Consider the following 18,491-nt stretch of genomic DNA (forward strand, 5'->3'; position numbering starts at 1 on the left):
TGAAGTGAAATGCAAGAACCACTATAAATCAGGAACTATCTCGAGATTGAAAGAGAGTGCGCCTATGTTGTTTTTCCCTTTAGCATTATTTGGAATTGACCCTGTTCTAACTCTTTTTGCTATTGCCGCTTTTCTAGTTATAGGGGTCTTACTGACTTCAATTATTTTGTTTACAAAGGCTAAGTTCGTTTCACAAGATGCTTGTACGATACGCATTAACCATGACGATTCCTTAACCAAAGTAACTAAAGGCGGACAAACCCTTCTTAATGCTTTAACTTCGTCCGGCATCCCTATTCCATCTCCCTGCGGAGGCAAGGCTACTTGCAAACAATGCCGTGTCCAAATTATCAAGGGCGCAGGTGAGCCTATAGAAACAGATAAAGGGACTTTTACAAAAAAACAATTAAAAGAAGGTTGGCGGCTTTCTTGCCAAACTAAGATGCATGGGGATCTAGACATTTTAGTCGAACCTAGCTGTCTTAGCATTAGTGAAATTGAAGCCACCGTGGTTAGTAATGAAAATGTAGCGACTTTTATCAAAGAATTAATTGTCGAAGTGCCAAAAACAATTGATGTTTCCTATAAGTCAGGGGAGTATTTCCAGTTCAAAGTCCCTCCTTTCAAAACCAATACCGAGGATTGGAAGCAGACTATGGAGAAGAAATATTGGCCTGATTGGGAAAAATTCAAATTATTTGGAATTCCAATTGATTTTTCCTCTCTTCCGACAGGAGACGCTTCTGTTATTAGAGCCTATTCCATGGCCTCTTACCCGGAGGAAGGAAATATTCTTAAATTCAACATAAGGATTGCAACGCCTCCTTTTGTTCAAGGAAAAATTAATGAAGCGATCCCTTGGGGAATTTGTTCCACCTGGACTTTTTCTTTAAAGCCCGGGGATAAAATTAACCTGCTCGGTCCATTTGGCGAGTCTCTTATGAAAAATGATGATCGGGAACTTATCTTTTTAATAGGCGGCGCCGGTTCATCTTTTGGAAGAAGCCATATCATGCATCTTTTTAGAACCGAGAAGACAAAAAGGAAACTCTCTTTATGGTACGGAGCGAGATCTTTAAAAGAGAACATCTATGAGGAAGATTACCGCAAATTAGCTCAGGATTTCCCGAATTTCCAATACAATCTTGTTCTTTCAGAACCTTTGGCTGAAGATATAGAAGCCGGATGGCCGAAAGAAGATCCCATAAGAACAAATTTCTTGTTCAGAGCTTTCGAACAGGGTCAATTAAAGAAAATGGAAGCTCCTGAAGACTGTTTATATTACGTTTGCGGTCCTCCGCTTCATAACTCGAGTGTCATGAAACTGCTTGACGACTATGGGGTTTCAAGAGAAAATATTGTCCTTGATGATTTTGGAAGCTAAATCTGAATAAAAGCTTCATTTTTTTAGTTTTTTAGCGGAAAAGGACGTATGCGTATTTCTCTTTGTCAAATGAATCCGACAGTTGGAGCTCTAAAAGAGAATCGAAATAAAATCTTAGCCGGAATTAAAAAAGCAAAAGATGCTAAGGCCGATATTGTTTTATTCCCGGAAATGGCTTTGACAGGCTACCCGCCGGCTGATTTCTTATCCCTCGCACATTTTATAAAAAAAGTAAAAGAAGGCCTTGAAAGCATTGTAGCGCATACAAAAGGGATTGCAGCGATTATTGGAGTTGTAAGGGAAAGTCCCTATTCAACCGGTAAGATGCTTGTAAATAGCGCTTGTATATGTGTCGATGGGGAAATCCTCGGTTTTCAAGACAAAACCCTTTTACCAACCTATGATGTGTTTGATGAGCTAAGGTATTTTGAGCCTGCAAGAGAGAGAAAGGTATGGTTAATAAGCGGAAAGAAAATAGCCGTAACTATCTGCGAAGACATTTGGCAAAATGCGGGGTGTATGGATTTTTCCTACCCGGTAGATCCAATCCTTGACTACAAAAAAGAAAAGATCGATTACCACCTCAATCTTTCGGCCTCTCCTTTTAGCTTAATGAAATTTAAAAAGAGACTTGATGTCTTGCGAAAATCGGCTCTTGCTTTAAAGGCCCCTTCTTATCTTTGCAATCAGGTGGGCGGCAATGATAGCTTGATTTTTGAAGGCAGAAGCCTTGCTGTTAATGCAAAAGGCGAGCTAATTGGCATGGCAAAAGGGTTTCAAGAAGACCTTGCCACTTTTGATAGTCAAGAAAATCAGATTATAGAGGTTAAAGAACCCCCTAAGCTTGAGGATCTCTATCAGGCTTTAGTACTTGGCTTAAGAGATTATTTTACAAAATCGGGCTTTAAAAAAGCAGTTTTAGGGTTATCGGGGGGGATTGACTCAGCCCTTGTGGCTTGCATTGCCAAAGAAGCTCTAGGCGAAGAAAATGTCCTCGGCGTTTTTATGCCTTCAAGATATTCATCCAAGGCTTCCAAAGAAGATTCTGAAGCTCTTGCAAAAAACTTGAATATTAGCTACCAGGTTATTTCAATTGAAGAGCCCTTTCAATCCTTTCTAAAGCTTCTTCATCCTTTCTTTGAGGGAAAGCCGGCAGATGTGACAGAAGAGAATTTACAAGCTAGAATCCGTGGCAATATATTAATGGCGCTTTCTAATAAGTTTGGCTTGATTCTGCTAAGCACAGGTAATAAAAGCGAGCTTGCCCTTGGATATTCGACTCTTTACGGCGATCTTTGCGGAGGGATCGCTGTCCTCTCGGATGTCAGTAAAAGAGAAGTTTATGAGCTTTCCTTTTTTATAAATAAACATGGCCCTATTATCCCGATCAGGACTTTAACAAGACCCCCTTCTGCCGAACTTAAAGAGAATCAGAAAGATAGCGATAGCCTTCCTGATTATGAGATCATAGACAATATTTTGGAAGCTTATGTAGAGCATCATAAAAGCGAAGAGGATATAGCAATAATGTATGGCTATCCTTTGGAGCTTGTTATGGACTTAACCACTCGAATACATAGAAATGAATATAAAAGGCGTCAAAGCCCTCCAGGCTTAAGGGTCAGCGAAAAAGCTTTTTCAGTTGGGCGAGAGTTTCCAATCGTTCAAAAATGGCGATAATTCCTTAGGCTTCATGCCAAGCAAAGGGTAGGATGTCTTTAATGGAATGAGTGCTATGCCGAATCATCATTAATCTATCAAAGCCGCAAGCCACACCTGAACATGGGGGAAGCCCTTTCTTTAAAGCCTGAATCAATTTCAAATCATAGGGTAGCGGCTCCAATCCTTTTTCTTGCCTTTCTTTATTCTCAAGGATGAAACGCTCTTCTTGTTCTATAGGGTTTGATAGTTCTTGATAGCCGTTTGCAAGCTCTAGGTTTCCATAATAAATTTCAAATCTTTTTGAAACCGAATATCCGTCTTGAGTGAATTTTTGCGAAAGAGCAGCTTGAGAGGAAGGGAAGTGAATTAAAGCGGTTAGCTTATTTTCTTCAAATTGGGGCTCAATTAAGGTTAGGACAGCAAACTGCAAAAGGGTGTCAGAGCCGGCGGATTCCATGCCTTCAAACTCGGCATTTCTGCTTTTTAAGATTGACTTAAGCTTTTCTAACGAATCTGTTTTGGGATCGAAATTAACTAACCTTATGAAAGCTTCACGATAGCCTATTTTAGTTAAGGGTAAGTCTCCTAAAAAAATCCTAATAAAGTCGGCAGTTTCATCGATCATTTCTTCCATAAGAAAAGATTGGCGATACCATTCTGCCATCATGAATTCAGGATTATGCCGGCTTCCCATCTCTCCTTTACGAAAGACATGGGAAAGCTGGAAAATATCGCCAATTCCTTCGGTTAGAAGACGTTTCATTCCATATTCCGGAGAGCTATGAAGAAAACGCAACTCTTCTGTCCGCATTAAATCAATATTGGAATCAAGCGCTGCAAACTCGGTTAAAATAGGGCAGTCCACTTCAACAATATTTCTTTGATAAAAAAAATCGCGGGCTGCTCTTAGCATTTTCCCGCGATCATATAAAGCTTCTATTTTTTTATTCGTTGACACGGGAAACGTATTCATTTGTTCTTGTGTCCACTTTTATTTTTTCGCCTTGTTCGATAAAAATAGGAACTTGAATTTTTGCGCCTGTTTCTAAAAGTGCCGGTTTCAAGACTCTCCCCGAGGCTGTGTTGCCACGGATGCCCGGATCTGTTTCTGTAATGACAAGCTCCATAAAAGTGGGCGGCTCAACAGCTACCGGAGTTCCTTTGTAGATTAGGACGCTATAGGCTACATCTTCTTTTAGCCATTGCTTGTTGTCGCCGATATTTTCATTTGAAATAGTGACTTGTTCATAAGAATCGTCATCCATAAAAACAATGCCATCAGCTTCTTCATAAAGCATTCGCATTTTCTTTTCTTCAACGTCTGCAAGATCTGCTTTATCACCTGATTTGAAGGTAAGTTCAACTACACGGGCCGTTAAAAGATTTTTTAATCTTACGCGGTTGAATGCTTGACCTTTACCGGGTTTGACAAACTCATTTGTGATGACGACGTAAGGTTGATTGTCAATTTCGAGTTTAACGCCGCTTCGAAATTCACTAGTTGAAATTTGAGGCATGGGAAAACCTGTTGTTTAGGAATTAAAAAATAATTACGGTTGATCATAACATAAGGTTATCTTTTTCTAAAGAAAAGATAGATAGAGGAGAAACTTTGTTTTCAAAAGAATGTTTGATTGTTTGATTAAAAATAAAAAATCATCTATTTACAACCTAAGTTTTAAAGGTGACTCCTTTCGAAATTAAGCTCCTTTTAAAAAAAGACAAAAAATATGTGGCCCAAGGCTTATAAAGACTACCCAAAAGACACTAAGCTAAAAAAAGATCAAGTCGAACCAAGCCATGGCATCATAGGTTGTGAAATGCATGACATCAATGGCTGGGGGGAGTCCCACCATCAAACACCTAAACCGAAAAAGCAAGGTTTTTTCAGAACCCTTTGGAATCAACTTTTTTCAAATCGAAAGAGAGTTTCATGAAAAAAGGGGATCATACTTTTAAAATACAAATTTCTTATGAAAAGTGCCCTTTTTGCGGATTTATTAACGAAAACCGAGACCCGTTTTCATACCATAATGGTTTTTATACAAAAGAAGTTGAATGCTTTCGCTGTGGAAAACATTTTGAAAAACAAAAGCTGTTAACAAGAATTGGACCTATTTTTGGGGAAGCCGAGAGCGCCGAAGTCGATTGGGAAGATTAAAAAGGTTTAAGTGATGGAAGAGTTTAACGAATATAAGCCTACTGAAGAAGAGGAAAAAATAGCTCGAGATACACTTGAGCGTTATTCAGGATCTGCTGTTAAAGATTTTCAGCCCTTTCTTCTTCTTACAAATTTTCCGAAGTACGTTCACTATTTTTCTGAAACAAGAGGGGTTCCAGTGATTGAAGGAAGCATGTTCTCTGTGGCTCACTCTCCAAGCGAACATGTGACCATATTAGACTTTAAAATTGGATCTCCGGCAGCAGCTCTTGTTATTGACCTTGTCTCTTTTCTTCCTGTTAAAGCAGCTTTGCTTCTTGGCATGTGCGGGGGGTTAAGAAGGCAATATGAAATCGGAGATTATTTTGTGCCGATTGCCGCTATTCGCGCAGAAGGAACAAGTGATTTTTATTTTCATCCGGAAGTTCCGGCTTTGGCAAACTTTCTTGTTCAAAAAATGGTGACAAATGTTTTAGAAAAAATGAATGTCCGCTACCATATCGGGATTACTCATACCACGAACAAAAGATTCTGGGAGTTTAACAAAGAATTTCGGGAACGTTTAAAGCTTACAAGACCTCAAGCGATAGAGATGGAATGCGCAACGCTTTTCACCTCTAGCTATTACCATAAGCTTCCTTGTGGAGCGCTTTTGCTTATTTCGGATCTGCCTTTAATGAGAGGCGGGATTAAAACAAAAGAGGGAAGCGAGAATCTTTTTTTAAAGTATACAGCAAATCATGTCGAAACGGGAGTCATGGTTATAAAAGAGCTGACCGAAGCCTTAAAGCATCAGGCAAAAGGGGTTTTCAGAGGGTTCAGAAGGCGGTTTGAGAAAGAAGAATAATTTTTACCAAGGATGTGTTATGACTTCTTTAGAGAAATTGAGTGTTTTTTTAAGCTATAATTTTTATGAGGATGCAAAAAAGGGCCTTTATTTAGCAGTAGAGAAAGAAAATGGCACCCTTGTAAAGCTAAACTGGAACAATCTTCCCTTAAGAGACAAATGGTTTACCTACGATGGCTCTCTAGAAACTATTGCGGGCGTGATTCAAGAAGCGTTAAGATCAGCTGCTTTAACTCCAACCAAAAGCCTGGAATTGCAAGTCGCTCTTTTAAGAAAAAAAGTTAAACATCATAACAAGCATCTTTTTCAAGATAGAATCCATTTTTTTAACCCTTTTAAAAAATCTATTGTAGTTGAAGTTGAATACCCTCATTACATAGAAGTTTTAGATCGGGTGGAACTTCGAAATTTTCAGATTAATGTCTCCTATTCAAAGCTGTCCCCAAGTAGAAAAATTTGGAAAAAAATCCAGAAAGAAATCCCTGTTTCGGCTGCTTGGAAAAGCGATCATGAACTTGTTCACAGCCTTAATAAGGCTGTGAAAGAGAATGAGACTTTGGATCAATTTATCACTAAATTTTCACTAAATATTATATCTCTTAAATTTAGCGGGTTTAACTTAAGCTTATTAGTCTCTTTTGCCGGGAAAGAGTTTTTTAAAATGGGTTATGATAGCGGATTTATTAAAGGGATATCATCAAAAAAAGACCCGAGAAGAGCGCTTTATCCGAAGCCGGACTATCAAAGCCTGGCTTCGAGGGTTTTATCTAGAAACCAATAAAATTTTTTTTATACATTCTTAATAATTTATTGTTATAATGGATGCTAAATTCTTTAATATTGGCATTTATGGAAAAAGTATTATTAAATCAATCCGCGCAACCCGTTGAACTTAAAAGAAAAGAAAAAAAACCTGTCTCTGATAAATATTCTGCCGTCAGATGGAAAGAGGCTTCTAAAGGTTCAACCAATGCCCCTGTGAGGCCCTCCCGTGAAAAAAAGGCCTCAACTCTTTTAGATGAAGAGGTTTATGCAACTTCTGAAGAATGGGATGGGGAGATAGAAGAAGAAGTCGGCTCGCCTTTAGATCTCTATAGCCGAATCGAAAATAAGCGAAAAAGACCTTCAAAGCCTAGCGAGAAAGTTTTTTTTAATAGTTCTCTTACAAAAATGAAAGACCCTGAGGATTTTGACGGATTTGAGCTTAGAGAAAAAGAAGATTCTCGTGATGAAGAAACGCAAGACAATTCTTCGAGTTTTTCAGGTTCTAATCAGCCGGGTCTTTCCTCGCTTGTCATTACACACCCTATTGCCGATAATCGTGTTTCATCGATCGCTAAGATTGCTTCCACTCCAAAATCTGCACTGCAAACGAAATTAGAGCTTCTAGCTGAAAAAATGGTGCAAAAACTTCTTATCATGAAAAGCACCGGGAAAACGGAAATCTCCATTACCTTTAAATCGGGAAGTTTTTTAGGAGCCAAATTATCGATTGTTGAGTTTGACTCGGCAAAAGGCGAGTTTAACATACAATTCGATCACCTTTCTTCTAAAGCGCATGCGCTCGTCACAAATCCCATGAATCAAGACATTCTAAAGGATTCTTTGAGAGAAAAAGGGTTTGTCCTTCACACTCTTTATGCCACAACTCTTGAAGTTGAAAACCTAGGATCTCTAAGCGAGTCGAAAGAAAGAGAATTTTCAGGGGATTCCCATCAACCTCAAGAGGAAGATGAAAATCATTTTGGCTAGAGACTTGATAGAGCCTTGATGACGTTTTTTTCTAACTCTTTCGGGTCTTGAATTTTGCCGATTAGAAAACGCCTTTCCTTGGCTTCTTTTCCTTTTTTTCGGATGGCTACGAGAGTGAATCTTTCCAGTTTAAGTTCATCAAGTCCAAGTTTCGCAGCAAAAACACGAATTTTTGTCATATGGTAGAGCCAAAGTGCTTCAATTGGAGGCTTGCCGAAACGGTCATTGATTTCAGACCAGATAGCGTCCACTTCCTCAAATGATGTGGCATCCCCAAGACGATGGTAGAGTTCCCGCCTTAAAGAAGGTTCATTTACGTAATAGTTTGGAAGTCGATAATCAAACGGAAAGTCCATTTTTACCTCTGAAAAGACAGAGCTTCCTTGCCCTTGCAAGGTTTTAATGGTTTTAGTTAAAAGCTTGCAGTAGAAGTGAAAACCGATTGCAGAGACATGTCCTGACTGTTCAAGCCCTAAAATATCGCCGGCGCCTCTAATTTCTAAATCCCGGAGGGCAAGCTTCATGCCTCCGCCAAAGCCGACTGACTCTGAGAGCGCGGTCAGCCTCTTTCTTGAAAGTTCCGGCAAGTTCGAGAATTTTTTCACAAGAAAGTAAGCATAGGCAAGTCTATTCCATCTCCCGACACGGCCTCTAAGCTGATAAAGTTCTGCAAGTCCAAAGTGGTCTGCTCTATCAATCAAAATGGTATTGGCATTCGGAATATCAAGGCCGCTTTCAACTATAGTTGTTGCGCATAGAATATCTATATGGCCGCTTTTAAAAGCATGGAAGGTCTTATCGATTTCATCAGAAGACATCTGACCATGAACGATGCCTATACGGGCTTCAGGGATTAGTTTTTTTAACTTATCCGCAGTTTGAGGAAGAGTCTCCACTCGGTTATGAATAAAGTAAACTTGCCCGTCTCTTGTCAGTTCCCTAAGAAGAGCTGTTTTAATCAGAGCATCTGTCGGCTCAACAATAAAGGTTTTAATAGGGATTCGATCGTAGGGAGGGGTATTAATGACAGAGATATCCCTTGCGCCGACAAGAGACATATAAAGGGTTCTCGGAATCGGGGTTGCAGAAAGAGTGAGACAGTCTACACCCGATTTGATTCTCTTTAAATGCTCTTTAGCTTTAACTCCGAAGCGATGCTCTTCATCGATAATGATCAAGCCAAGATCTTTAAAGATCACATCCTGGCTGACAATACGGTGCGTGCCTATGACAATATCTATAGAGCCATTCAGAATCCCTTCAAGGGTTTGTTTGATCTCTTTGGGCTTACAGAATCTGGAAAGAAGACCCACTCTTACAGGGAAGTTGCCCATGCGGTCTTTAAAATTCTCATAATGCTGCATAGCAAGGACAGTGGTCGGCACAAGAAGCGCTACTTGCTTGCCGCCATCTAAGACTGCTTTAAAAGCGGCTCTCATGGCAACTTCTGTTTTTCCATAGCCCACATCTCCGCAAATCAGCCGATCCATCGCTTTATTGGAGATCATATCTTTTTTTATGGCCGAGATGGCGCTTAATTGATCTTCAGTTTCTTCGTAAGGGAATTCTTCTTCAAAGGAGGCTAAATCCGGGCTATCTTCCTTAAAAGAAAACCCTCCTTTCCACTCTCTTTTGGCGTAAAGTTCAAGAAGCTCTTTTGCATAACCGATAATGGCCCGTTCTGTTTTTTCCCTAACCTTAAGCCATTGCTTTCCCCCGAGAATATGAAATTTTGGGCTTTCGTCGTTTGAGCCGATATACTTTGTAACAAGATGGCTTTGATTCATTGGAACAAAAAGTCTTGCTCCTTCAGCGTATTCTATAAGAAGATGCTCTTTTTCAGTACCGTCTGTACTTTTACCGTTTTCCTGGCCTAAAAATTTGCCGATCCCATGGTTTAAATGAACGACAATTTCGCCGGGCGATAACTCATAGATTTCGTTGCCTGCCGTATGGAAAGTGCTTCTTAACTTTTGTCTTCTAACTTTTGTCTTTCCGGTAAACTCTGCTGTCGGCAACACTAAAAAACTAAGAGAGGCTATGGCAAAACCGCTTGTTAGGTAGCCAAGCTCTAAAAGGGTGTTAGTCGGAAGAGAAAGGGAAGCATCGGCAATTCTTTTCTGCAAAAAAGCTTTGTCCGATTCTGTTGTAGATAGAAGATAAAGCCTGCAATTTTTAGCAAGACGGCCTAAGCTAAAAAAGATTTCCTCACCGGAAATTTTTTCCTCAGGGTCTCTTTCCGGCATCAGATAATCAGCAGCCGTAAGAAAAGGATGAGGGGATTTATAGGCGCTTAACTTTCTTTCAAAAAGGTCGAAAGCGACCTCGTAGCCTTCCGCCTTCTTTCCAAAGAAGCTTGTTGATTTTTTTCTTTTTACGGAGATATCAGAAAGGGATTCGATATTTTCATCGGAGAAGTAAATTTTCTGCAAAGGCGCAATTTTTTCGAAGAGTTCTTCAAGGCTTGCAAATTGTGGGTGTTTAGCCCCTAAAAGCCCTATTAGATCGGCGTAGCGATCCTCAATTTCGACAAGTCCGTTAAAAATGACAAGGGTGTCTTCTCCAAGGTAATCTAAAAGAGTCTCATTGTTTTGAGCCTCTTGCAGCATCTCCAGTTCTTTGGCAAGAGTAATTTCAATTTCGCTTGCCTTTTCAACGGATTTTTGACCGATAGGATCGTATTTTCTAATAGATTCTATGGTATTACCAAAAAATTCCACGCGGTAGGGATCCCTTGATGAGACAGGATAGACATCTATAATGCCTCCCCGATGCGCAAATTCCCCCTTTTCCTGAGCTCTTGGAACCCTTTCATAGCCCATTTGAGAGAGTTTTTGAATAAGGGCCTCAAACTCAACTTCCTCTCCCATTTTTAGATTTAGATGGTGATTTTGAAATCTTTTTTTCGGAACTAATTTTTGAAGAAGCGATTGAAGGCTTGAAACTACAGTGACAGGACCTTCTTTTTTAAGAATTTTATCCAGGACTCGATACCTTTCTCCTACAATGTCACGGCTCGGAGGGATGTTTTCATTAGGAAGCGTTTCCCAAGCCGGAAATTCAAGGACCGGTCTTTCAGAAAAAAAATCAAGATCAAAAAGAAGGTTGTTCTCTTCTTTGCTTTCTGCAAGAAAAAGAATGTTTTTACCGGTTGTTTTTTCAGCCAAAACGGAAAGGAGGGCCTTTGGAGTATTCCATAGGCCCTCAAAAAGAAGGGATTTACCGGCTTGAAGGCTCCCTCGGATGTCTTCAATATGGGGTGATTCCGATAAAAGCTGAAAAATTTTTTCTTTTAAATTCATAATGTTTGAACAAGATGATTTTTAGCTTTGTCTAGAGCTTCTTGAAGCCTTTCTGAGGATTTTCCTCCTGCTTGAGCCATTAAATCCTTACCTCCTCCGGAGCCTTCTATAAGAGGGGAAATAAGCTTAATCAGATCAATTGCTTTAATCGATTGACGGCTTGCTTTATCTGATATTTTTGAGAGAACCTGGCATCTTCCGTCAAAAAGTTTTACACCAACTGCAAGCACATCTAAATTAAACTTGCTCATTAATAAATCGGCTAGTGCCTTAAGATCTTCAGGTTCAATTAAGGCAATATCCACTAAAAAACGGATCCCTGATTTCGTCTCAACATGGTTTGCAAGCTTTTCGGCGACATGTGCGAGCTTATCGTTTTTAAATTCTTTAATTTTTTCATTTAATTTTTTTTCTTCTTCAAGAAGGGATGCGATTCTAGATAAAAGCTTATCTTCTGTTGTCTTAAGTTCCTTTGCCGCTTTCTCAAGGGTGTCTTCAGCCATTCTTGCAAACGTTTCAGCGTCAGATCCGCTTATCGCTTCAATTCTTCTAACACCCGCAGCTATGCTGCTTTCTTTTAGAATCCTAAAATAGCCGATGTTCCCAAGTCTCTCAGTATGGGTTCCTCCACATAATTCTTTAGAGAAATCAATATCGATGACCCTGACCTGATCGTCATATTTATCTCCGAAAAATTGTTTTATATCTTCCCGCTTTTGAGCGGTTTCATAAGACACTTCATAAGATTTGACAGAAGCGTTTGATCTTATTTTTTCGTTAACAAGATCCTCGATATTCTTAATCTCATCTTTAGTCATCGCTTTATGATGGGAAAAATCAAAGCGAAGCCTTTTATCATCAACAACAGATCCGGCTTGTTTAATGTGGCTTCCTAAAACTTTTTCAAGAGCCCAGTGCAAGAGGTGCGTGGCGGTATGATTATTGGCAATTTTTTGACGCCGTTCTTGATTGACTTTTGCTATCAGTGAATCATTAATTTTTAACATGCCCTTCTCGATTTTTCCAATATGAGCTGTCACTCCCTTAAAGGGAGATTTTGCATCCTTCACATCAAAGATCACATCTTTAGAGACAAGAGTTCCTTCATCTCCAACTTGTCCTCCCATTTCTGCGTAGAAAGGGGTTTTATCCAAGATGACAAGGCCTTCTTCCCCTTCATTGAGGCGGGACACAAACTCGCCATCTTTTACAAGGGCTTTCACTTGGGCATCAGAGGATATATGGTTATAACCTGTAAATTGAGTGGGCCCTTCTTTCTCTAAGAATTCGAAAAATAAATTGACAGATGCCATTTGTTTGGAGGCTTTATGGGCTTGCTTTGATCTTTCTTTTGCTTCTAATTCGAGCTCATCAAACCGCTTAGAGTTAACAGTAAGGCCTGAATCCTTAGCAAGAAGAAAAATTTCTTCGAAAGGCAATCCGTAGGTGTCTTTAAGTTTAAAAGCATCCTCACCGGATATTTCATTCCCATGGGATTTTGAAGAGGCAATGATTTGATTTAAAATAGTGCCGCCCCGTTTTAGAGTTTTTAGGAATGATTCTTCTTCAACAGTTAAGATCTCGGCAATTCTGCTCTCATTTGTCTTTAACTCTTTATAGTCATTCCCCATGGTTTCTACAAGCTTTGGCAGAATATCCTTTAAAAAGGGTTTATCAAGGCCAAGTTGTCTGCCATACCTCACAGCGCGTCTTAAAACTTTTCGTAAAACATAGCCCCTATCCACATTGCTTGGAACAACCCCGTCTGAAATGGCAAAGGATAAGCAGCGCAAATGATCGGCAATAACCCTGAAGGCAGGGCTTTTTTGGCTATCCTCAGGATTATATTTGACATTAGACACTTCTTCAATTTTTGCAATGAGGCTTCTTAGGACATCTGTTTCAAAAACATTATCGACATCCATAGAAAGGCTTAAAATCCGCTCAAGGCCAGCGCCTGTATCAACAGCAGGTTTTGGGAGGGGCTCAACTGTTTTTGGATCAAGTTTGTTGAACTGCATGAAAACAAGATTCCAAAATTCAAGATAACGCTCACCGGATGCGTCTTCATAAGGGTTTTTAGCGGAGCCATATTTCTCTCCTCGATCATATAGAAGCTCTGAGCAAGGGCCGCAAGGGCCTGTGTCTCCCATGGCCCAAAAATTCTCTTTTTCGCCAAAGCGGACAATTCGTTTTTCCGGGATGTAAGCTTTCCAAAGTTCAAACGCTTCATCATCTTTTTCAAAAACAGAAGGCCAAATTCTATCCGGATTAAAGCCAAATACTTCAGTGGAAACTTCAAAAGCGAAACGAATCGCATCTTCCTTAAAATAATCTCCAAAAGAAAAGTTTCCGAGCATTTCAAAGAAGGTCAAATGGCGTCTTGTATGACCTACATTCTCAAGGTCGTTATGTTTTCCGCCCACACGAATGCATTTTTGAGAAGTAGAGGCTCTAGTGTAATCCCGTTTGCTTTTTCCAAGAAATACATCCTTGAACTGGTTCATTCCGGCATTTGTGAAAAGCAAAGTCGGGTCGTCATGGGGGACCACCAATGAGGAAGGTACAATCGTATGGCCTTTACTTTTAAAGTAATTCAAAAATTTCTTTCTAAGCATCTCAGTTTGCATTTAAAAATTTCCTTTACGTGAGATTGTTGACTATCTTTATGGCACTTAAGTGCTTCTTGAAAAATTTGAAATAAGCGGATAGTCGGAAAAACACCTAAATTTTAAATTACTTATCCCAAATCCTTAATAATAGGTTTTTTAAAGAGATGAATAAGAAATAAAAAAAATAAATTTTTTGTTTTTATTAAAATTTTAAATAAATTCTTAGGGGTAATAGTAGACCAAAAAGATTTAGTTTACAAGCAAAAGCAAACTTTATTCCTTCCTAGGGAAGCGCTTAGCGTAAATAATAGTATTAAACTTGAAAACATGTTATTTTAAAGAGAGGAAAGAAATTAAGCCTTTATAGTCAAAAAGGGTGGTTGATGGAGAAAAAAATGATTTCAGGTAAAGAGACTTTGCATCAAGCTCTTGATTATGAAATTTCAGTATTAAGGGAGCTCCTTGCAAGTTTTTTTGAAGAAGAAAGGGCTCTTTTAGAACAAAATAAGAACGCTTGCGGCTCTATTTTGGAAAATCGGCTTGAGCTCATGAAGCACCTAGAGACCTGCCACCCGGCCGTCATGAAATTGACTTTAAAATTTGCAAAAGATCGAAAAATCAGCTTGCCCAAGATAAGACAAATTAGCTATTCCGACTCCTTTAAATTGCTAAAAAGCTGTCTCATAGAAAACGATGTGGAGCTTCTTACTCAATGCACTCAAATTGAAGCAATTATTGACACGATTGTGGCAAAAAGCGACCGCATAGGACAATTAATAAAAAACCGCGTGTCTCTACCGACGCCCCCTGTTTTAAAACCCATTCCTCAAGAAAAAACCCTCCCAAAAACTCGAGTTTCGGTTATCGGGTTGGATGAGAAAGAAGAATAGATTTTTTTATTCAGGAGAAGACATTTCAGCTTTTGAATCCGGCAGTTTAAGTTCAATTGCTGAAGACTTCTCACCGGATGGGTTAGCAAGTTTTATCCCCGTAAATCCCTGAAAAGCCATGGACATAAGCCCTGTCATAATAAAGGTGATTCCCATACCTCTTAAAGCTGGGATCACATCAGATGTCGCTAATTTTTCACGAATGGATGCAATGAGAGCTATCGCAAGCCACCAGCCAAGCCCTGATCCAAGAATGTAAATAAGGTTAGGTATAAATGGATAGTCTCTTGTAACTGCAAAAAGGCAAGCGCCAAGAATGGCGCAATTAACGGCAATTAAGGGAAGATAGATGCCGAGGGTTAAATAAAGTCCGGGCGTTAATTTTTCCATGACGATTTCAGTCATCTGGACAAAACCTGCAATGACCGAAATAAAAAGCAAAAATTCCAAAAAGTTCAAATTGATTTGGCTTGCGTCTAGGCCAATAAAGCTTAACCAGGATAGAGCCCCGGGCTTTGTCACATATTGATGAACTAACCAGTTTAAAATTCCGGAAAAAAACAAGACGAAAACAACTGCGACGCCAAGGCCATTGGCTGTTTTTAATTTAGTTGAGCAAGCAAGGTAAGTGCACATGCCAAGGAAGTTGGCTAGAAGAAAGTTTTCAATTAAAACAGATTGCAAGAGAAGCCCGAACAAATTAATCGGCAAGTAATTATCCATCCACATGATTAATTTCCTTTTTTATTATTGTAAATATTATAAATCCAAATCATGCAACCGATAATAAAGAAAGCAGCAGGAGGGCTGACCATCATGGCGAAATTTTCATAGGCATTCGGATTTTCTTGGGAAGCATACCAAGAGGTTGGAATCACTTGCAGATTGAATAATTGACCAAAACCAAATAACTCTCTAATACCCCCTACAATAAAAAGAACCCAAGCATAGCCAAGGCCGGCGCCAAGGCCATCAAAAAAAGCAGGCAATGGGGCCACAGATAAAGCCATGCCTTCTGCTCGACCCATTACTATGCAGTTGGTGATAATTAACCCCACAAAAACGCTTAAAACTTTAGAAATTGGAAAGAAGTAAGCTTGTAAAAACTGATCGATGATAATTACAAATACGGAAATAATGGCAAGCTCTGTAATCATTCTCACGCTGTCAGGAGTTATCTTTCTTAAGAGCGAAACAAAAAAGGAGGAAAAGGCAGTGACAAAACTGACCGATAAGCCCATGGTTAAAGCAACAGAAAGCCTGTTTGTTACGCCAAGCGCCGAACAAATCCCAAGGACTGCCACAAGCACCTGGTTGCTGTCCCAGACTTGATCGGTAAAGTAAGAAAAAGGTTTTGATTTATTTACAGCCATATCCTACGTCGCATCTTTTGGTTTAGTTTGTTTTTGACTTGCTTCATGAATTTTTATTAAGAAAGGCCGATAGGGAGCTAAAGTATCCTTATAAGCATCAGTAACGCCATTGCCTGTAAGCGTTGCGCCTGCCATGCCATCGACCGCGCTTTTAGCTTTTGGCGAATCCCCATAAACTTCCCTGACAAGGCCTTTAACGACTGTAATGCCAAGAGGCGCTGTTTTAAAATCGGTTTTACCGCTTGAACTTTCTTGAAATATTTTTTTATTCTCAAACAAGTTCTGCCAATAAGCTTCTGCGATATTGGCTCCTAAACCAGGGGTTTCTTTTTGGTCATACCAAGTAATGCCAATGACGTCATCGCCGTTAGTTTCGATAGCTAAATACCCGTATATGGCATCCCACAGGCCAAAACCGTTAACCGGTATCACCCAACCTTCTGCTTTTTCCTTAAGTGGATCGCCTATATTTTTTTCTGTATTTGGCAAAAGTTTGTAGATGAGCATGAGCGGAAGCTTGTAGTAGCCCACCGTCCTGTAATCCGGTATGTATGTGTCCGGATCCAATCCTACGTTTTTAAAAGTCGTGATATCACCTTTATGATCAACAAGAAGGGGGACGAGCCGTTTGGTATAGACTTCAATTAGTTCATCTTTTGAGGCAATTTTCTTTTGGTCATCAGGGACGAGATACCCATTTTTCTCAAGCTTTGCCGGGATATAGCTATCTTCCTTATCTTTAACAAGAAAATACCCGTTATGATCTAAAATTTTAGCCGCTATCATCATTTGTTTACTTCTATCTAAATCTCTAGCAATCTCTTTTGGTTTGGCAAGAGCACTTGCAATGACAGATAGAATGGTGGCGCAAATCAAACTTAAAACCATCATAAAAAGGATGGTTCCTACGTTACTGCTAATTTTCGTAGGCAAGCTTCCTTCCATGGCTACTCCTTCTTCTTCTATAGAATTTGGCGGTATAGTAATCAAAAAGCGGTGAGAAGACATTTCCAATCAAAATCGAAAGCATCACGCCTTCGGGATATGCCGGATTGATTTGACGTATTACAATAGCAATCATTCCGCAGAACAGCCCATAAATCCATTTAGCAAGCGGCATGGAAGGGGATGAAACCGGGTCTGTCGCCATAAATACAAGACCAAAAGCTAAACCGCCTAAAAGAAGATGCTTATAAGCCGGAAAGGTAAAAGATGCAGGATTCCATGCTCCTTGGTCTGCCGAAAAATACCCAGCACCCACTTGAAATAGCAAGGCTGTAAGGTATGCGCCAATTGCCATAGAGACCATGGTTCTCCAAGAGCCGACACCCGTATAAATCAGAAAAAGGGCACCAAGTAAAATGGCAAGGCCGGAGGTTTCACCTATGCATCCAAGCTTATTGCCTAAAAAAAGATTCCAATCGCTATTATTTCCAATGCCATAATTCAAACTCGCAAAACGATAAGCATCTTCATAAGCGCCGGGAGAAAGTCCAAGACCTCCATCCGCTAGGGGGGTAGTTACAAATTGCTGCATTTGTTCCGGACTAAGCTTTCCGAGAACGGCTTCTTGTCCTGAAGTGGAGGTCCAATTGAGGAACTTTTCCTTCAAGGCTTCATAACTGCTGACATTAGAACCAAGGTCATTAGAAGCAATAGCATCAATCTGAATTCTCTTGATCTCAGGACTTATTTTAAATTGCGCTAATTTAGTCGCTTGCGTAAAGCCGTCGAGTGACCCTAAGCCTGATTCCTGATTCATTTTGACAAGACTTGCCCTAACATCCGGGGCTGAGCTTCCGACCCAAACATTTCCGGACATTCTTCCAGGAAAACCAAAGAAAAGAAAGCATCTGCAAGCAAGGGCCGGATTCACGATATTCATTCCGGATCCGCCAAAAACTTCTTTGCTAAAGATAATTCCGACAGAAACCCCGACGGCTACCATCCAAAGCGGAATAGTGGGAGGAAGGATAAGCGCATAAAGAAGGCCTGTCACAAGAAAGCCTTCTGAAATTTCGTGGCCGCGGATGCATGCAAAAATAGCTTCCCAAATTCCACCCACCGCATAAGAGACGATGATGATAGGAAGAACAATTTTTAAACCTTCACCAATAATTGAAATCCATCGATTGTCTTTTCCCGCAAACCCTAAATAGCTGTCTAAAGAAGAGCTGCTTGCAATAAACTCATTCATTAAATGATAGTCGCCGCTTGAATAAACAAAACTTTGAATCCCTGTATTCCAAATTCCTGCAAGAAGAGCTGGAATCAAGGCCACAACCACAATAACCATCCATCGCTTAATGTCTATGGCATCCCTTATATGAGGGCCGTTTTTAGTATTGAGGGGAGCTTCATATAAAAAAGTATCCCCTGCTGTTACAAGCGGCTTTAATCTGTGAAGCGGCTTACCTTTTTCAGTTAAGGAAAGTTGATAATCTAAAAACTTTCGTAGCATAAAACGTCTACCTAAACAGCTATAAATTGATGTTTTCTAAACTATCA

Annotated in this window: 16 protein-coding genes; 8 read left to right on the plus strand and 8 right to left on the minus strand. The window is 39.8% G+C overall.

Going from position 1 to position 18,491, the window contains the following annotated elements:
- Window positions 1-64: 64 nt before the first annotated feature.
- Both nqrF and CSEC_RS00325 read left to right on the plus strand, forming a co-directional pair.
- Window positions 65-1,384 carry an NADH:ubiquinone reductase (Na(+)-transporting) subunit F gene (gene nqrF, locus CSEC_RS00320; RefSeq protein ID WP_079977913.1) on the plus strand — a complete coding sequence of 440 codons (1,320 nt, stop codon included), beginning with the start codon at window positions 65-67 and terminating at the stop codon, window positions 1,382-1,384.
- A 48-nt stretch (window positions 1,385-1,432) separates the two neighbouring features.
- Window positions 1,433-3,064 carry an NAD+ synthase gene (locus tag CSEC_RS00325; protein ID WP_041016430.1) on the plus strand — a complete coding sequence of 544 codons (1,632 nt, stop codon included), beginning with the start codon at window positions 1,433-1,435 and terminating at the stop codon, window positions 3,062-3,064.
- Between the two features lie 4 nt (window positions 3,065-3,068).
- Here CSEC_RS00325 and epmA read toward each other — a convergent pair whose 3' ends face one another.
- Entirely contained in the window at window positions 3,069-4,019 is a 951-nt protein-coding gene (gene epmA / locus CSEC_RS00330; protein ID WP_041016431.1) for an EF-P lysine aminoacylase EpmA, read from the minus strand.
- A complete protein-coding gene (efp, locus tag CSEC_RS00335; protein ID WP_041016432.1) occupies window positions 3,991-4,563 on the minus strand; it encodes an elongation factor P in 573 nt (190 codons plus the stop codon). Before efp ends, epmA begins: the two co-directional genes overlap by 29 nt.
- Before the next feature lie 213 nt (window positions 4,564-4,776).
- On the opposite strand from efp, the gene CSEC_RS00340 reads away from it, so the two are divergent.
- The 5 genes from CSEC_RS00340 to CSEC_RS00360 all read left to right on the plus strand — a co-directional run bounded on the left by CSEC_RS00340 (window position 4,777) and on the right by CSEC_RS00360 (window position 7,806).
- Entirely contained in the window at window positions 4,777-4,983 is a 207-nt protein-coding gene (locus CSEC_RS00340) for a hypothetical protein (protein WP_041016433.1), read from the plus strand.
- Window positions 4,980-5,207, plus strand: coding sequence for a hypothetical protein (locus CSEC_RS00345; RefSeq protein ID WP_041016434.1), 228 nt, complete (start codon window positions 4,980-4,982; stop codon window positions 5,205-5,207). The genes CSEC_RS00340 and CSEC_RS00345 overlap by 4 nt, the downstream gene beginning before the upstream one ends.
- A gap of 13 nt (window positions 5,208-5,220) precedes the next feature.
- Window positions 5,221-6,054, plus strand: a complete 834-nt coding sequence (locus tag CSEC_RS00350) for an AMP nucleosidase (protein WP_041016435.1) — start codon at window positions 5,221-5,223, stop codon at window positions 6,052-6,054.
- A gap of 19 nt (window positions 6,055-6,073) precedes the next feature.
- Entirely contained in the window at window positions 6,074-6,835 is a 762-nt protein-coding gene (locus CSEC_RS00355) for a hypothetical protein (protein WP_041016436.1), read from the plus strand.
- 68 nt (window positions 6,836-6,903) lie between these two features.
- A complete protein-coding gene (locus tag CSEC_RS00360) occupies window positions 6,904-7,806 on the plus strand; it encodes a hypothetical protein (RefSeq protein ID WP_041016437.1) in 903 nt (300 codons plus the stop codon).
- Here CSEC_RS00360 and mfd read toward each other — a convergent pair.
- Together mfd and alaS are read right to left on the minus strand one after the other, a co-directional pair.
- Entirely contained in the window at window positions 7,803-11,108 is a 3,306-nt protein-coding gene (gene mfd, locus CSEC_RS00365; protein ID WP_237559182.1) for a transcription-repair coupling factor, read from the minus strand. The two genes, CSEC_RS00360 and mfd, sit on opposite strands and share 4 nt — an antisense overlap.
- The gene (gene alaS / locus CSEC_RS00370) at window positions 11,105-13,738 is read right to left on the minus strand and encodes an alanine--tRNA ligase (protein ID WP_041016439.1); all 2,634 of its coding nucleotides are present in this window, start codon (window positions 13,736-13,738) and stop codon (window positions 11,105-11,107) included. The genes mfd and alaS overlap by 4 nt, the downstream gene beginning before the upstream one ends.
- Before the next feature lie 365 nt (window positions 13,739-14,103).
- On the opposite strand from alaS, the gene CSEC_RS00375 reads away from it, so the two are divergent.
- Entirely contained in the window at window positions 14,104-14,610 is a 507-nt protein-coding gene (locus tag CSEC_RS00375; protein ID WP_041016440.1) for a hypothetical protein, read from the plus strand.
- A 6-nt stretch (window positions 14,611-14,616) separates the two neighbouring features.
- Here CSEC_RS00375 and nqrE read toward each other — a convergent pair whose 3' ends face one another.
- Genes nqrE through CSEC_RS00395 form a run of 4 tightly spaced genes read right to left on the minus strand, consistent with a single transcriptional unit; the run spans window position 14,617 to window position 18,444 of the window.
- The gene (gene nqrE, locus CSEC_RS00380) at window positions 14,617-15,339 is read right to left on the minus strand and encodes an NADH:ubiquinone reductase (Na(+)-transporting) subunit E (protein WP_041016441.1); all 723 of its coding nucleotides are present in this window, start codon (window positions 15,337-15,339) and stop codon (window positions 14,617-14,619) included.
- A gap of 2 nt (window positions 15,340-15,341) precedes the next feature.
- Window positions 15,342-15,983, minus strand: a complete 642-nt coding sequence (gene nqrD / locus CSEC_RS00385; RefSeq protein WP_041016442.1) for an NADH:ubiquinone reductase (Na(+)-transporting) subunit D — start codon at window positions 15,981-15,983, stop codon at window positions 15,342-15,344.
- A 3-nt stretch (window positions 15,984-15,986) separates the two neighbouring features.
- Complete coding sequence (nqrC, locus tag CSEC_RS00390) at window positions 15,987-16,928, minus strand: NADH:ubiquinone reductase (Na(+)-transporting) subunit C (protein ID WP_041016443.1); 942 nt, start codon at window positions 16,926-16,928, stop codon at window positions 15,987-15,989.
- Entirely contained in the window at window positions 16,900-18,444 is a 1,545-nt protein-coding gene (locus CSEC_RS00395) for a Na(+)-transporting NADH-quinone reductase subunit B (RefSeq protein WP_041016444.1), read from the minus strand. The genes nqrC and CSEC_RS00395 overlap by 29 nt, the downstream gene beginning before the upstream one ends.
- Window positions 18,445-18,491 lie beyond the last annotated feature (47 nt).

Source organism: Criblamydia sequanensis CRIB-18 (genome assembly GCF_000750955.1).
Taxonomy (GTDB): domain Bacteria; phylum Chlamydiota; class Chlamydiia; order Chlamydiales; family Criblamydiaceae; genus Criblamydia; species Criblamydia sequanensis.

What these genes read in the sequence shown, in the direction of transcription:
- CSEC_RS00340 (WP_041016433.1), top strand. Translation starts at nt 4,777, where the DNA reads ATGTGGCCCAAGGCTTATAAAGACTACCCAAAAGACACTAAGCTAAAA.
- mfd (WP_237559182.1), bottom strand. Translation starts at nt 11,108, where the DNA reads ATGAATTTAAAAGAAAAAATTTTTCAGCTTTTATCGGAATCACCCCAT.
- alaS (WP_041016439.1), bottom strand. Translation starts at nt 13,738, where the DNA reads ATGCAAACTGAGATGCTTAGAAAGAAATTTTTGAATTACTTTAAAAGT.
- CSEC_RS00355 (WP_041016436.1), top strand. Translation starts at nt 6,074, where the DNA reads ATGACTTCTTTAGAGAAATTGAGTGTTTTTTTAAGCTATAATTTTTAT.
- CSEC_RS00395 (WP_041016444.1), bottom strand. Translation starts at nt 18,444, where the DNA reads ATGCTACGAAAGTTTTTAGATTATCAACTTTCCTTAACTGAAAAAGGT.
- CSEC_RS00375 (WP_041016440.1), top strand. Translation starts at nt 14,104, where the DNA reads ATGGAGAAAAAAATGATTTCAGGTAAAGAGACTTTGCATCAAGCTCTT.
- epmA (WP_041016431.1), bottom strand. Translation starts at nt 4,019, where the DNA reads ATGAATACGTTTCCCGTGTCAACGAATAAAAAAATAGAAGCTTTATAT.
- nqrF (WP_079977913.1), top strand. Translation starts at nt 65, where the DNA reads ATGTTGTTTTTCCCTTTAGCATTATTTGGAATTGACCCTGTTCTAACT.
- nqrC (WP_041016443.1), bottom strand. Translation starts at nt 16,928, where the DNA reads ATGGAAGGAAGCTTGCCTACGAAAATTAGCAGTAACGTAGGAACCATC.
- CSEC_RS00325 (WP_041016430.1), top strand. Translation starts at nt 1,433, where the DNA reads ATGCGTATTTCTCTTTGTCAAATGAATCCGACAGTTGGAGCTCTAAAA.
- CSEC_RS00350 (WP_041016435.1), top strand. Translation starts at nt 5,221, where the DNA reads ATGGAAGAGTTTAACGAATATAAGCCTACTGAAGAAGAGGAAAAAATA.
- efp (WP_041016432.1), bottom strand. Translation starts at nt 4,563, where the DNA reads ATGCCTCAAATTTCAACTAGTGAATTTCGAAGCGGCGTTAAACTCGAA.
- nqrE (WP_041016441.1), bottom strand. Translation starts at nt 15,339, where the DNA reads ATGTGGATGGATAATTACTTGCCGATTAATTTGTTCGGGCTTCTCTTG.
- CSEC_RS00345 (WP_041016434.1), top strand. Translation starts at nt 4,980, where the DNA reads ATGAAAAAAGGGGATCATACTTTTAAAATACAAATTTCTTATGAAAAG.
- CSEC_RS00360 (WP_041016437.1), top strand. Translation starts at nt 6,904, where the DNA reads ATGGAAAAAGTATTATTAAATCAATCCGCGCAACCCGTTGAACTTAAA.
- nqrD (WP_041016442.1), bottom strand. Translation starts at nt 15,983, where the DNA reads ATGGCTGTAAATAAATCAAAACCTTTTTCTTACTTTACCGATCAAGTC.